The 15,892-nt window shown below is 37.9% G+C and carries 12 protein-coding genes; 3 read left to right on the forward strand and 9 right to left on the reverse strand.

Going from position 1 to position 15,892, the window contains the following annotated elements; translation table 11 throughout:
• Nucleotides 1–216: 216 nt before the first annotated feature.
• From AC3B6P_RS09960 to AC3B6P_RS09995, 8 genes are all read right to left on the reverse strand, one after another.
• On the reverse strand, nt 217–975 hold the full coding sequence (locus AC3B6P_RS09960; RefSeq protein ID WP_489805991.1) for a DUF3560 domain-containing protein: 759 nt from the start codon (nt 973–975) through the stop codon (nt 217–219).
• Nucleotides 976–1,694: 719 nt separating this feature from the next.
• Entirely contained in the window at nt 1,695–2,681 is a 987-nt protein-coding gene (locus AC3B6P_RS09965) for an AcrVA2 family anti-CRISPR protein (protein ID WP_489805992.1), read from the reverse strand.
• Nucleotides 2,682–2,862: 181 nt separating this feature from the next.
• The gene (locus tag AC3B6P_RS09970; protein WP_489805993.1) at nt 2,863–4,038 is read right to left on the reverse strand and encodes a hypothetical protein; all 1,176 of its coding nucleotides are present in this window, start codon (nt 4,036–4,038) and stop codon (nt 2,863–2,865) included.
• Nucleotides 4,039–4,161: 123 nt separating this feature from the next.
• Entirely contained in the window at nt 4,162–4,491 is a 330-nt protein-coding gene (locus AC3B6P_RS09975; protein WP_489805994.1) for a hypothetical protein, read from the reverse strand.
• 26 nt (nt 4,492–4,517) lie between these two features.
• A complete protein-coding gene (locus AC3B6P_RS09980; RefSeq protein WP_489805995.1) occupies nt 4,518–6,479 on the reverse strand; it encodes an ATP-dependent helicase in 1,962 nt (653 codons plus the stop codon).
• A 1,534-nt stretch (nt 6,480–8,013) separates the two neighbouring features.
• A complete protein-coding gene (locus tag AC3B6P_RS09985) occupies nt 8,014–8,469 on the reverse strand; it encodes a hypothetical protein (protein ID WP_489805996.1) in 456 nt (151 codons plus the stop codon).
• A gap of 223 nt (nt 8,470–8,692) precedes the next feature.
• Nucleotides 8,693–9,478, reverse strand: a complete 786-nt coding sequence (locus AC3B6P_RS09990) for a DNA/RNA non-specific endonuclease (protein ID WP_489805997.1) — start codon at nt 9,476–9,478, stop codon at nt 8,693–8,695.
• The gene (locus AC3B6P_RS09995; protein WP_489805998.1) at nt 9,478–9,705 is read right to left on the reverse strand and encodes a hypothetical protein; all 228 of its coding nucleotides are present in this window, start codon (nt 9,703–9,705) and stop codon (nt 9,478–9,480) included. Before AC3B6P_RS09995 ends, AC3B6P_RS09990 begins: the two co-directional genes overlap by 1 nt.
• A gap of 369 nt (nt 9,706–10,074) precedes the next feature.
• Between AC3B6P_RS09995 and AC3B6P_RS10000 the strand changes: the two genes are divergently transcribed.
• The 3 genes from AC3B6P_RS10000 (at nt 10,075) to AC3B6P_RS10010 (ending at nt 13,477) form a co-directional block, all read left to right on the forward strand.
• Entirely contained in the window at nt 10,075–10,821 is a 747-nt protein-coding gene (locus AC3B6P_RS10000; RefSeq protein WP_489805999.1) for a S24 family peptidase, read from the forward strand.
• A 451-nt stretch (nt 10,822–11,272) separates the two neighbouring features.
• Nucleotides 11,273–12,430 (forward strand): AAA family ATPase, encoded by a 1,158-nt coding sequence (locus AC3B6P_RS10005; protein WP_489806000.1) that lies wholly within the window; start codon nt 11,273–11,275, stop codon nt 12,428–12,430.
• 24 nt (nt 12,431–12,454) lie between these two features.
• A complete protein-coding gene (locus AC3B6P_RS10010) occupies nt 12,455–13,477 on the forward strand; it encodes a ParB/RepB/Spo0J family partition protein (RefSeq protein ID WP_489806001.1) in 1,023 nt (340 codons plus the stop codon).
• A gap of 916 nt (nt 13,478–14,393) precedes the next feature.
• On the opposite strand, the gene repC is transcribed toward AC3B6P_RS10010, so the two are convergent.
• Nucleotides 14,394–15,620 (reverse strand): replication initiation protein RepC, encoded by a 1,227-nt coding sequence (repC, locus tag AC3B6P_RS10015; protein ID WP_489806002.1) that lies wholly within the window; start codon nt 15,618–15,620, stop codon nt 14,394–14,396.
• Between the last annotated feature and the right edge of the window lie 272 nt (nt 15,621–15,892).

Here is a 15,892-nt window from a genome sequence, read left to right on the forward strand (position 1 = left end):
GGCACTCATGGCCTTATGAGGTTATCCATGCTTTCCAGCCCTTTAGGGCCGGAGCGTAGCGGAGCACATTATCCACCGGATAAGCGCGCCCCAATAGCGCAGGCGTTCCGGTGGATAATGTGTGGTAAGCGTGGAGAACAAGCGCGAATGGCCCAAGTTTGGGACAACCAGGGCCGTTAAAAAATAAGGTGAGCTTTATAGCTCACCTTACATCAATCAAGATGGACTGAGTTTCACAATAACATCACGGGCGGCCCAAAGAGCACTATTTGAAAGTTTCCGCACCCAGGCGCCCCGGTTCGGAGACCATTTAAAGGCTTTACCTTTTAAAATGTCACGCGCTTTATCATCAGGCTTGCTTTCAAAAATAAACATGATGCGATTTTCGGCGATGTCTTCACGGTAAGTGAAGCCGTCAAAAACCTTTTCAACATCATTTCTCTGGGCGAGTTTCTTTAGATGAGCAATGCGCTCTTCAATGCGTTTAACATTTGCCCTCTTATTACCCATTATAACGGGTCCGTGTCCCCTAAATCTAATGAGATCATCAATTTCTCTTTCGCTATTACCGAGCGCCTTTAGCGCGTCCCGGTCAGCTTTCCTTGCAAGCTTATTTTCTTCTTTGGCTTTCTCTAAGACCTCAATAGCTTGGGCGAGTTTTTTCTCTAACTTGATAACAGCGTCCGGGTCATCGCTTGAAATTCCTCCGCGTCCAACAGTTTCGACTTTTTCCCTGAGATCTTCAGCTTTTTGGGATAGGCTTACTGATCTGGCAAATTTATCGTTAATTCTGGCCCGTAAGGCCCTATCTGCTTTTTCGCTGTAATGACCAACATGAATAGGTTGCCCCGGAGGAATGATGGCAAGAAGGCGATTACCTTCCACGGAGGCTGTTAACGCTTGTTCTTCCGCCTGATTAGCGAGATGGTAAAGACGCTCACGGCGTTTTTCCTGCTTCATTTCATAAGTATTCATGACATTTCCTTTTAGTTTCAGAGGAGTGTTAAACCTCAACAAAAGAATGTTTATCTTTTGTCATTATATAAATACATGAAAACAAATAATTAATCAATAAAAATACAATAAAATTATAACATAAACTATTCACAAAAGAGTGTTTTATTATATTTGACATAATAAATTACACACAAAACACTTACTTTTAAGCATTTAATCAATTAGTATTATGCAATTACTCACAAGTCAGATCGAGTGCGGAGCAGGAGAGCCGCAGGCCAGCCTGAAAGGCTGTCTGGCCGTGTCGAGATCTGCGGTATAAGACAGCGTCAACGATCGTTACCCGTAAGGGCCAAGACCCTGAAGGGGGCTTGGCGGAGCGCCATAGGCGCGCAGTAGAGCGCGGTCACAGGCGTTAAGCCTGTGAGACGCCCAGAAGAGCACACCGAAAAAGAAACAGGCCCTGCCTAATGAAAGACAGAGCCTGGAAACTAATCCTAATCAGAGAGAAAAAAGATTTTTCACTATGATCGAGAAGAATATGACATGAAAAGAGAGAAAGAGTAAATAGGGAGCTAAAAACCACAAACCCCGCTCAAAAGAGAGACGGGGTCTGGGTAACACTTTTATTTAAAATAAAAGGAAAAAACGATGACACTAAAGGAAATAAGAACAACGCTTTTTCTGGGAGGATCATAAAGGGAAAGCAAGAGAAGATCAAGGGAAAAGAGGACGTGTTATAGCTTGATGATATGCGGAGGGGACCAACGACAGATAAATGATGCTTTACCCGAGTTCTGGGCGAGATAAAAAAAGTTCCACCGAGGGTTACGGAATTTTTCTTTTATCTGAAGATCTGACAAGAGATCAGCGGCCTCATAAACTGCGCGAATATTTTTACCGATATGATTACCGACCTTTCTAATAGCGACGTCAAAAGGAGGCATCCACCGAAAACCGGAATGGGTTTTTAAAGGTTTTGCATAAATGGGAGAAGAAGAGAAAGCCTGATCGTCTATCTCAGGGGAATGAGAACAGAGATAAAGAACGAGAGAGAGGAAAGGAGCAATAGAAAGGGCCATGCCCTTTTGATAGCTATTGAATTTTGAAGTTATATTATGAGGAAGATCAGGGAACATATCGTGAATGTTGCAGAAGAAATCGTTGACGGCATCCTCAAGAGAATTGCACTCAAGATTAAAAGGGAATGGCAATAGAAAAATTTCATTTTGAACGAGCATATTGAAAAGGAAGCGTAATTGGGAATGAGCGCCTGGATCTTCGTCGTATATGAGATGAACCCAGAAACCAAAAACCGGAGCTAAAAAAGGCTCTGGGAACATGAAACCCGGTGTTTCAACGTAAATAGACCATTCAGGCAAGCGTAAGAAAATATCGGATGAAAATTTGCGAGTAATGGGAGTGTTTTTAAGAGCTTCAAGTAAAGACTCATCAAAACGATAGATACCCTGACTATACCGCCATGATCCGATAGCAGCGAGACGATAAACATCAGGAACAAGGTTACAGGGCATATTATTGGTAATATTAAAAGTACGACGCACGACAGAGAACCATCCATTTATTGGAAGGAAACACCATTGAGGCCAATCTGGAATACCATTTTTTCCTTTATTATCGAGAAGGAATTGAACTTGATCACCCATGAGAGGATATTTTTCGTCATATATTGTGAGCCAATCAACTGGAGAAATATCTGACATTTTCATGTCCTAACTAATTTAAAATAAATAAATATTAATCTTTCCATCAAGACTGACTATGCTATAGTAAGTCTTGCCAATAGTGGCAAAAGAGCAACACAGTCTCAAATTAGGTTTCATTACTATCATAGTCAAATGGCCAGGCGATAGTCTGGCCATTTGACTATCTTAACTTTATACCTCAAGCATTCCCATCAAATGGGAATCTCTTCTGAAGATATACTTTATCATCAACAAGGAAAACATCCTCATAAGAAGATTTCATGAGGGTTTTAACCCGCTTCTTCTGGTCATTATCCTCAGATTCAACGATATAAACACGATCTATATGGCCGGTATCAACAGCAAACACACCGGCCTGAAGACACTCTTTACGAACGAGATCCGGCTTATCAAATTCGAGTTCCTTACGTTCTTTTAGAGCCTCATAAACAACATAACCACCGGCAGGCGCACCATGAGTAGACGTAACCTGGACATAACATTCTTCGCGTTGCTGCTCACTCCGGCGATAATCCTCAATAGCCTCATGGGGATTCAGGGCTTCAACATCCCCCATGACCGTATCTGTCTCAATATCGACCAATATGAACCGTTTTAATAAGCGGGGCGTCCCCAACTGCTCCATGATCGCCCTGGATATTTCAAGCTTGGCCTCATCTTTCATATCAGTCGCCATAAATTTCATTGTAGGCACATCAAAATAAAACCTGGCATAATTAGAGAGGCGCAAGAGCGTTAAATCTGCCAGAAAATCGCTATTAAAATAAATCCGGCGCTTACTACCCTGGACCCATTCCTTTCCTCCCAGGGCAATGAATTTCTGAACCAATTCCTCTGTTTCGGGATTTACGTCAGGTTCTTGAAGCTCAACGGTGTCACTTTCAGTTTCTTTTGCCATAAATTCCAAAAACGGAGGCCGTTTATTATAGGCAGGTTGCCCGTGAAATTTGATAGGGAAGTAAATTGCTTCAACCTTGTTATAGATATCCTGACTGACAGAACCTTCTTTTATATAATAGCTACCACCAATAGCCCACCTATTAATAAGGTCAATTTTCTTTTCGACAATAATTAATTCCCGAAAACGATCTCTGGTGATTGTTATGTAAGAATCTTTCCGATTGTTGTAATCGGCATCCTTAAATAGGTGGTGATTATAGTAATTATCCAGCACAGCTTCTTTAATTGCATCTTCATTATCCCCGCACGTTTCAAGATATTCACCAGCTTCACCAGCTATTGAGAAGAATCCTTCTTTTTGCAACATACGGTATCTATACAGTTTCTGAATATAGGACCGATATTGACCCAGACTAATCGTTACAGTCCGTATGGAATCGTAATTTAAAGCCATTATTTTTTCCTTTTAATTCAGGGGAGTGTTAAACCCATGACAGAAAGAAAATTTCTTTCTGCAATTAAAAATGTAGCAAAATAGACTACATTTTACAATACAAAAACGTATTTATTTTCTTTTTTAATATTTAAATACTCCATTTTTATACAAACCATCAAATAATAAAGCTTTCATTTTACATTTTTTTATTGACATATTGTATCTTAATGATGAATTTACTTCTTTAGGAATGCGAACCCTTATGCTTTCCATATCTTTATATGATTTATCATCAGGAAATTCGCTCCGTCTGACCGAGCTATAAATATAGCTCGGCACATGAACCCCCATCACTCTAAATGCCTGCAATATCAGAGTCACAATCGTTATATTGTGCGACAGACAATAGTGATCTATCTGGCGTTTCTCATCACCCGTAACATGAAACGATATTTGCACAGTTTCTCTCATAATTTTCTTCTTCTTTACCTTAATTTTCAGTCATCAGCGTCACAATCCCACGACTGCTTTTGAACGACTTCACTAGGCAATTCATAAATAAACCGGCTGGCATCAGCGCTTTTATTGTTACGAAATTTACTCCACGTAATTGCCAGAAATTTCTCTGCTCTTGTAATGGCGACATAGGCCAGACGCCGCTCTTCATTTGGGATCTCACTACGGGGACTAGGAATGATCTGCGCCTCCCATCCGATCAAGAAAACATTCTTGAACTCCATTCCTTTAGAGGCATGGATGGTCATGAGCTTTACTTTCTGCGTTCCTTCAGGCAGACAATCGAGCTTAGCATGCTGGAAAAAGTCTTCTACGTCATCATAATCCTTCAGAACTTCAATAAGTTCATCAATATTGGCGAGATCGTCATCCTCACTTTTCCGTCTTGTTCGGCACATATCTCGATACCCTGTCAAATTGAGCAATTCACTCAATCTGAATGAAATATGAGCATTTGGATTTTCTGGTTTGTAATTTCTGATCAGATCAAGGAAAAGCCTCAACTTTTCATTACTTTTGGCTTTTGTGCGCGACGAAAATAATTCTGCCGCCTGAAATAATGAAATCTTCGCTTCTTCAGCCAGCGCCTGAATTTTCTCGATTTTTTTCGGACCCACGGCACGGGCAGGTTTATTGACAATCCGGCAGAATGATTCATTTGAACGAACGTCATCAGGAAATAAATAGCACTCAAGCAGCGCTATTGAGTCCTTGACAACCTCACGGCCCCAGAAAGAAAAATCCTTGACCAGCTCATAGGGAATATGAGCTTTTCTCAACGCTTCCTCGAACAACCTGGACAAACTATTATTGCGGTAAAGGATTGCAAAATCATTGAAACTCTCCCCTTGTGAATGACGAAGATCGAGAATTTTCTTTGCGACACCTTCAGCCTCTTTCTCGGCATCAGCAAACTGAACCAGACTGATTTTTTCTCCGGCATCAGCCTTGGTGTACAGAGTTTTTTTAACCCCATCAGGCCGAATAATGCCATTGGCGGCTGTAAGGATATTCCCTGTTGACCGGAAATTTTCTTCCAGAGATATAACGGTGGCGTCTGGAAAGTTCTCTTTAAACTCCCGAATATATTGGACCTTTGCGCCCCGGAACCCATAGATCGCCTGCGCATCATCCCCGACAGCGAAGATCTCATTATGATCCCTGACAATCAGTTTCAACCAATTATACTGGATAAAATTAACATCCTGAAATTCATCGACCAGGACATACTGGAAAATTTTAGCCCAATATCTCCGAAACCGCTCATCACGTGACATAGCCAGTGTCGGCCATAAAAGAAGATCAGAAAAATCCGCCAGATTTTCTGCCCTTAATGCTGCCTGATATACCGGGTAAATAGCGGCGGCTGCAAGCCAGACGCGGTTATAAAGGGAATTTTTACAACCATAACCCGTCTCAAGTTTCTGTCGAACAAAATCTTGCACCTGGTGAGGCTCAATAAGGTTTTCCTTAAATGCGCATATTCGGTTAAAGACAAATGAAAATGTCTTCTCGTTAATATTTATCTCATCGCGATAGCGATCAACCAGGTCTGGAAAAGAGGAAAAATCTTTATAATCCTCAAGCAATTTCTTTAAAATCTTCTTGGCCTGCCGGTCATCAGCGACCGTAACACCTGGTGCCAGAGAGGCGATTTCCGGGAAACGACTGATCTGGGCGTAACCGTGACTATGAAACGTGCCAACCCATCTGGGAATGAGAGAGGGGTCAAGTTGTTTTGAGAGCCGAAGCCTCATTTCCTGCGCTGCTTTATTGGTGAATGTCACGGCCAGAATATTACCAGGGTCTATATGACGCCTGTTAATGCGGTCCAGTATTCCGGCTACTAATGTTCGTGTTTTTCCAGTACCAGCCCCGGCCAGAACAACAACAGGCCCTTCAAGCTGCGATGCGGTCAACTGTGTTTCAGTTAGATCGCCCATTTTTAGTGCATCCTTAACTTTGCCGTAATATTGATTAACGGTCCCAACCCACATGAAATGGCCGGGTTTCCCCGACCATTCCATTCAAATGTATGATTATAATGTGTAGGCCATATTTACGGCCTCACTCAGGATTGCGGTCAGTTCTGCATTTGAGCTGACAGTCCCACAAAACCGATAGGAAAAGAATACCTGACGTTTTTTGTGAGTAAGAAATTGTTTTAATCTAATCATTACGTTTTTTTCCTTTTAATTTCAGAGGAGTGTTAGACCCCTAACAGAAAGAAAATCTCTTTCTGCAATTAAAAATGTAGCAAAATAGACTACATTTTGCAATATAAAAAACGTACTTATTTCATTAAATTTGTATTTTTATTTAATATAGGAGGGGCATTAAACCTAATATTAAATTACCAAAATATAAATACTATATTTATAATAATTAATCTTTACAAATAAATATTACACATAACAACTTCTTTAATGCAAATACGACATAAGTATCGGAAAAATTCTACAGACCAGAGCGAGCGCAGAGCGGGAGCGCCGTAGGCCAGCCGTAGGCTGTCTGGTGAAATATAGTGCCGATATAATCAAACAGGAAGCTTGATCAGAGCTTCAGGTTGTCCACGCTTTCCAGCCCTTTAGGGCCGGAGCGAAGCGGAGCATATTACCCACCGGATAAGCGCGCCCTTATAGCGCGGCGTTCCGGTGGGTAATATGTGGTAAGCGTGGACAACAGGCGTGAACTAACCCCGTTTCAGAAAGGCCAAGGCCATATAAATCAGACAGAAAAACAACTCAAACTGGCACCATAAGCTGCATTGTTATAGCTACCATGCCATTAGAAATACCCACCACACACAGACAACTGCAATCAAATACGAAGATTTTATCTTCATAAAAGTTATCTAAAGTAAATTAGAAATAATAATAATAATAATTTTTACTTTAAATTAAAGTGTGATATTTTTTTATTTTGCTAGAGATAGCAAAATATGGAAAGTCTCAAGTGGGAAATAAACTGTTAAATGGATCGAGAGAAATCTCGATCCATTTTCTTATTAAAATTAATCGTTAAGAGAATTTATCTATCCTACTCAAATAGGACGTGGGTATGATCTATGCAGATCACACAAATCGTCTAACCATCGGCTTTCTCTCGGCGACAAAGAGATTTTACCTTCAAGACCACGCCTAAGAGATGTCCTATGAACACATAACCTTCTCGCCAGTTCCCTTTCTGACCAACCAATAATAATCATAGCATTCATTATATCCCTACCCACAAAACATGGTCGGTTGCCAATCCCTCTTACATGCTTAGAAAGCGGTCCATATAATTTATAATGACCATATGCTAGTTTATTTATCCAGGATAAAAAACTTTCATCAGCTTCATATGTCCCAATTAACCATCGTCTAATCGTATCTCTAGTATACGAAGATCTTCGTTCTGCTTGTCTAATGGGCCATCCTATGATTTGAAGTTGACGTCGTAAAGGCAATTTCTGAATATCTGTAAAAGTCATTATTATAACCGATTATGGCTACCAGCTATTATATGTTTTTTTTCCATTTTAGAAACAATTCGGTAATTTCCATCCTTTTCAATCACTAAACCATCCTTGACTAACTCAAGAAGACTTTTTCTCACAGCTTCCTCTGGGATATTCAATCTCACCGATAAGTCATACTCATTCTGAACTCGTGTCAGAAAGGCATAAATCAGTTCTTTTACAGGAGCAGGCATAACAGCTCTGCCTGCCGGGTTCCACGGGACACGACTATAAACTGTATGTCCCAGAGGGACTATTTCTCCGGCTTGAAGCAATTCATCTAAAATCATCGGGAGATATTCCTTAACAGTATCATTACCATTATCGTACAACTCTAAAACAGTTGAAGGGTACTTCCTAACCATCTCCTTCACCTCTATTAAAGCATTCCTATAAAGATCAATCTTTTTTGCAGAATTCTCGGGAGCCATATAAAATTCCTAATTTCATTACAACTACGGAGCATATGTTAACTGTTTGTGAGTCTGTTGAGCATTATTATATATTGGGGCTGTATCCACCTCTAACTTACATGCAGAGCTATTTAACCTGACATGACAGGATGGAAACAGTCCCAAAATAGCAACCTCCCATAACCTAAACAGCAACTAAGATTTTCCTTCAAACGGAAGAATTCATAAGGCTTCAAAAATCTTAATGACGGTAAGGACTCTCAGCAGGGACTGGCAAAGGAAGCAGAGTTTCCTTTTCGTTGGAAGGGATAGTCGGGAATGGATCTATGTCTATCGTGTTGATAAGATTCTTTATCGTTATTATGGCACATTTAGGAAAAATAGAGTTTGAACACACATAAGCACCACCTGCATGTTTAAATGGGGCGTAAACCGCTTTCCATGTAGCAATGGGAACAAATACATGATTTCTGCCAATTGTACGGATTGTTGTTCCAAATTGAGGCCCTGTAACTACATAAATGAGTTTTTCAGTGATAGCCAAATTACGAACGGCCATTTCTACACCTGTCCAAATTCCCTCATTTAAATCAGGCGTTTGGGGAACTACATTAGTAATAGAGAATGTCTGTACCTGGCCTTTGTCTGAGTTTGCATCCCCTGCGGGGGCCATATGGCCTCTATCGTAACCTGAATGCCTATAATCAGAAAGATTAGCTTGTGCTCTATAAGGAATACGATCATCCATATAAAACGATATCTTATGACGCTTATAAGCACCGTTTTTGTAGTCATTACCCATTAAACGTTCAGCTACCCAAAGAGGCTCTCTGGCGATTTCCGAATATAATAGTACATAACTGTCATTATAAAGAGAAACTGCATAAACTGAGAGTCTTTTGTTTATAACATAGGGAGAGGTTCCATGATAACATAATATGCCACATCCTGTATAACTTGCTAGAGCAGGACTACAACATCCATACATTACAAATAAAAAATATATTTTCTTTGCAATATTTAACATTATATTTCTCTCCCTTTAGATCTAACTCTAATTTTAATAACTTTTTCATTTAAATTACTAATACATATTGTCTGATTATATAAATATACACCTTCACCTACTTTCGCCATTATACTACCTTCCATATTTACAAAGCTAAATACTGCGCCAAGAGGTAACTCACAAAAAAGAAGATTTTTGGGTTTTCTTTTTCTTTTTTGGATTTTTAAATTACTCTGTAGCTCCATAAACCTGTCTCCAATTTTTATAAAAAATTAAGAAACGGGCTTATAGAGGATAAAATTCAGCGTTATAAACTTCGCCTGACGTAAAAAGAGAGGTTTATATTTTTTATTTAAGAAAAAAAAATCTTCATAAAACAAAGAGAAATTGAAGCAGTAATATAAGAGCACTTTTATAGCTTTTATCTGTCGGCTATAATTCATAAGAAATACCCAATTCAACTAAGACTACATTTCTTTAGTTAGAAATTGGGTTTCTAGAAACCCAAAAAATAAAACAATTAGGTTATATATGTTTTTTTTGAATTTTAAAACCTATTTATTTATTTTTTTGGGTTTTTTCTATTATTTTTTATATGTGTGAGAATTGAGTAAATGAACAGCAGTTCAAGCCTGGCAGACAAAAAACACTTAAAACGACAAGAACAGATTAAAATGCGTTCTGCTAGGTTACGTGAGGCAATAGATAACGCTGGGGGGTTTAAATATGTTTCTGAAGAAACAGGGATTCCGCCACAAACACTGAAAAATTACGCTGACGGGCGCGATATAAAAGTCAGCTTAATAAATGATATAGCAACAGCATGTAAAGTCTCAGTGTTTTGGCTCATGACAGGAGATTCTCCTGATAATTTTTCATGTAATTCGCAATCAATTCACCATAATGATGAGCATGAATATTTTACAATACCTTATATAACTTCTTATGATTCTATATTAAATGATAAGGATATGTTGAATATAATACCCGAACGTAATTATAAATTACCAGAAAATTTTATTTCTAAAATATTGTATTCGAATAAAAATAATTTATTTTTTTTAAAAATAAATGAAGATAGTATGAATCCAACAATAAAATTTGGAAATATTATATTGGTTGACAGAAAGAAAACCAGTGTTGTTAACGGTATATATCTTGTTTCAATACATAATTTTATTACACTCAAAAGAATTGCTTTACATAAAGAAAATACTTTTTCTATTATTAGTGATAATCCAATTTATCCTAGATACGAAATTGAGGCTGAAAAGATTACATGGGAAGAAAACTCTCATTTACCAATCAAAATCATCGGTAAAGTATGTGCCTTAATCTCAAGACCTGTTGTAGGCTACTGACATACTCTACCTACACTTAGACGGGAAATTTTTTAGCTCAAAAAGAAGATAATCTTCATGTCTAATGTTTCCTGCTCTCATAGAGGAGCTAATGTCCATTCCTCGACAGGCTCCTACGATGTAACTCATTACTGTCGTCGACCCAACGCAGCAAAATTATAATAGCGACCATTTGCAGATAGATCTCTGGGTCTGGTTACAATGACCGCTGCACGACACTTCCGTTTCTGATCTTTATCCACAGATATTTAGGCCCCCAAGGTGAACTCAGAGACTACGGTACTGCCCCCTATGGCTTCTTTTCCTTAGTTTTTGATGAATGTGAAAGAAGACACAAACGAAATAAATTATAAAAATTTATAAATTTCTCACTAAATTTATTTTTTTTAGTTTTTTAGTGAGAAATTATATGATAACACAAAAAAAGTCGAAAACTTTGAAAGCTATAATCATGCAACATTCTCTTGGAATTACAGATACCATTCATTACCTGACCCAGAATGCAGAAAATGTGTTAAATAAGCTCAAAATTAATACATTAAATCAACGGGAAGTATGTAGAGAACCAACATTTCCCATAGGGAAAGTAGCAGAACTATTAGACATCAGTTCAGATACAATTCGGAAAGCTGAATCAGATGGAAGACTGCCAGAGACTCCTAAAAATGAAAATGGTAAAAGAATAAATTATACACTCAAACAAGTGAATAATATGCGGGAAGTCTTTAATAAATCCCCGCGTAGAAAGGGATCTGAAGCACCAGTTATTTTATCTTTTCAGAATTTTAAAGGTGGAGTTTCGAAATCAACATTATCTGTAAATATCGCTCAAGCATTGACGATAGAAGGTTATAGAGTTTGTTTAGTCGATTGCGATAGTCAGGGCAGTACTACAGCTTTTTTTGGTTATATTCCAGATCGGGATATTAATGTTGAGGAAACTCTATATCCATTTTTACGTGATGATGAATTATCTTCACTATCTTATGCAATTAAGAAAACACACTTTGATGGTTTGTCATTAATCCCTTCGAACTTAGGTTTATTTCAAGCTGAATATGACCTCGTTGCCAGGATGCAGGCAGATGGAAGTTATTTATCAGACCGTCTTGCCTTAGGACTAGCGAGTATCTCAGATCAATTTGACATTATAATCCTTGATCCTCCCCCTGCTCTTGGGGCCATATCAATGTCGGTCCTTAATGCTGTTAATGGGTTAATTATCCCAATACCACCGACAGTTATTGATATTACGTCAACAACGTCATTTTTATCTATGATTGGTCAAGCAATTACCCTTAAAGGGGAAAATGATTTTCCTCTCAAGTTTATAAAGTTCATATCTTCCCGAACAGAAGAAGATAAGAAATCCATGCACAAATTAATTATTAATGTGATGGATCAAATATTTGGGAAAAATATGTTTCAGACATCCCTAAAAAATTCAGCGGAAATAGACAACGCGTCTGCGAGGTTCATGACTATTTATGAATTAGATAAGCCCATAACTAGCAAGCAAGTCAGAGACAGATGTCTAAAATCATTTAACGGCATTACACATGAAATCGAACTTGAAATACAAAAATTGTGGAATAGAGATCAATATTAATCAATGATAATAGGAGGTTTAAAAATGAAAAATGATAAATTATTTTCTGATATATCGTTTAAGGATAATCAGGAAAATCCCATAAAAACAGAAAATAAAAATGCCCAGAACTTCCTTTTAAATAGAGGAAATGCTTTATCAGAAATGGCAAGGGGAGAACGTCAGCAAAAGACACATTATTTTGTCGATCCTTCAAAATGTAAAATGTGGCGTGGACACAATAGGTTATATTCTGCATTAACATATGAAAACTGCTCTGACTTAATCGAGAGTATTAAATCACAAGGTAGACAAGAAGTACCTGCTATAGTACGACGTTTAAAAGACGATCCAGATGGCTATGAGTATGAAGTTATTTGCGGGGCGCGTCGTCATTGGTCTGTTTCCTGGCTCAATGAAAATAATTATGCCAACATTAAGTTTTTGGTTGAACCTAATGAGTTAACAGACGAAGAGGCATTTCGTATATCTGATTTAGAGAATAGAGCCAGAAGAGATATTAGCGATTTAGAACGATCAAAAGATTATGAAAAAGCGCTTAATAGTTATTACTCAGGCACTCAGAAAGAAATGGCAAGACGCTTAAATGTTACAGAAACATGGTTAAGTCGTTACCTTGATCTTGGAAAGATACCAGAGCAGGTAATTAACGCATTTTCTGATCCATTAGAAATAAAAATAGCTCATGCTATTAAGCTCAAAAAATTTATGAAGGATGAAAATTCTCGGAAATGTATCTTGAGTAAAGCTCAAGAAATTACAGCAGAAAGGCAGAAAAATCCTGATTTTTTAAAATCTGTCAATGATGTTCTTAAAGAACTTATTCTTTCAACAGACATAGACCAAAAATCTAAAAGTCTAAAGAAAATCATCCATCAGATTGGTGATCAAAACTATACCTTAATGAACGGGAAAGAAGCATTTAGGGTAGATCGACTAACACGAAAAAAAATTACAATAACATTTATGTTGCCAGACATAACAAATGATAGCGTTAGAAATGAAACGATGGAACTCTTGAAAAAATGTTTAGAAAATAATGCTTAAAGATCTCTTCTTTAAGTATCTTATTCTTTCTGTGCAAGAATTGCTGTACAGCAATTCCTTATTTTTTCGCAGTCTTCCGCCATAATCTGAGTTTAAATTGAGATGTTTTTGATTAAATGTCTCAATTTGCAAAGTAAGAACTCACTTCATGAGTAGGCATTTCGCTTCAGAAGATAATCGTTTTATCATAGGTTAGTTCTGACGCTCACGCACTCTTTTTAGGCAAGATAGTGTCAGTTATCACCTCATAAAGCATGAGAAAGATCTCTTCTTTAAGCATCTTATTCTTTCTGTGCAAGAATTGCTGTACAGCAATTCCTTATTTTTTCGCAGTCTTCCGCCATAATCTGAGTTTAAATTGAGATGTTTTTGATTAAATGTCTCAATTTGCAAAGTAAGAACTCACTTCATGAGTAGGCATTTCGCTTCAGAAGATAATCGTTTTATCATAGGTTAGTTCTGACGCTCACACACTCTATTTTAGGTAAGAGAGTGTCAGTTATCGCCTCATAAAGCATGAGAAAGATCTCTTCTTTAAGCATCTTATTCTTTCTGCGCAAGAATTGCTGCACAGCAATTCCTTATTTTTTCGCAGTCTTCCGCCATAATCTGAGTTTAAATTGAGATGTTTTTGATTAAATGTCTCAATTTGCAAAGTAAGAACTCACTTCATGAGTAGGCATTTCGCTTCAGAAGATAATCGTTTTATCATAGGTTAGTTCTGACGCTCACACACTCTATTTTAGGTAAGAGAGTGTCAGTTATCGCCTCATAAAGCATGAGAAAGATCTCTTCTTTAAGCATCTTATTCTTTCTGCGCAAGAATTGCTGCACAGCAATTCCTTATTTTTTCGCAGTCTTCCGCCATAAATCACTAGTTAATTATGCTAATTTTTGAAATTAGTGAGCACGGACTTTATCCTTTATGTTGTAAACTATATAGTGTTTTATCGAGATTTAAATTACCTTCTATTTGACGACCTATCAGAGCGCGTAAATACCCACCTGGTGAACTAATTTCCTTTTTACCAATTTTAACGGAAATAATGCCAATAGCTATTGCGGTTTCATATCTACCAATGGTGTTAAAGCTCTGAAATAGTGCTGACCTATTAATGCCTAGCTTGTCAGATAACATATAAGCAGCCGCAATAATCTCTTCACTCGTTGGTTTATGAGAAACACAATAATCTCTAAATTCAGGCATATATTGTAATATCCAAATAGGCGATGCTCTAAACCCCCGCAATGCGGGATTTGCCTTCCAAGGTGAATTAATATCATTTTTGTTACGTGACTGCTTTTTAGCTTTGTGAGCGGAGCGAACTCCGTTTTCTACATTAATGTTTATAGGGTTTTGTATAGTATATTGGGGCTTATCAGTTGACCCCATGGGGTTAACATTAACAAGTTTCTGTTTTGCGTTATCCACAGGCATTACATTATCCACAGCATGGACTTGAAGTAGCTCGTCCTCTAATGCCTTTAACAATAAAGTTATTTTTTCATAAATATCGAATAACCTATCATTATCGAACGTGAATTTATCGCGTTGTCGTGACAAATTAAATGCTCGTGTTCCATATTCAGACGCGCTTTCTTTAGTCAGGTTAATGCCGTTCGTATTAACGATGCCATAAATATAGTTTGCCGTATTTTGAATCTCTCTATGCAATCGCTCCCCTTCCTGACGATTGCGCTTAATGCCTTCTCCAATCTCACATAATTCTTGATAACGTCGAGAAAGGGGAGAGACATTTATGCCGCTAACTGTATCAGAGCCATCATAGTTATCTCTATATCCTCTTTGATAATTGGGAGCGTCGTCGTAGAAAATCCAACCAGCCTCAGCCAATGATCGTAAAAGGTTTTTTGTTTGTGATCTGCTACGCCCCAACTCCTCCATTAAACGCTTATTACTGACAGTAGATACAGGTACACGTTCTGAGCACCAGTCCCGAACTGAAGTACATTTCAAAATGAATCTGAGTAATTCAAATGCTTTGTCGGACAGACCAAGGCCATTTTTCGCATTATCCAAAGCACGATAAATATCGGCTTTGTTAATATCCAACATAGGAAATTTTTCAATTTTTTTTCTTAAATTTTTTAATTTTTCTGGATCACGTCTCTTAGAAAACACAATAAATCTCCACATAAGTGCTTGTTAAGCTGTGGAAATTAGGAGAATTCAAGACGCAAAAAACCGTTTGCAAAAAAACTTGCAATTTTTTTTGTGCGATGTTATGAAGAGATTAATGCGTAGTTCTTCACAACATATCACTTCGTATACGAAGTAAATTTCCTTGAATTGGCCTCGCTCCCACAGCGGGGCTTTTTCATTTTTTGATAGAGCTAAATCATCAAACAGGATTCCTTAATAAGATACACCTACAGAGTAGCACGTTAGCAGTT

This window comes from Aristophania sp. ESL1142 (genome assembly GCF_058107345.1).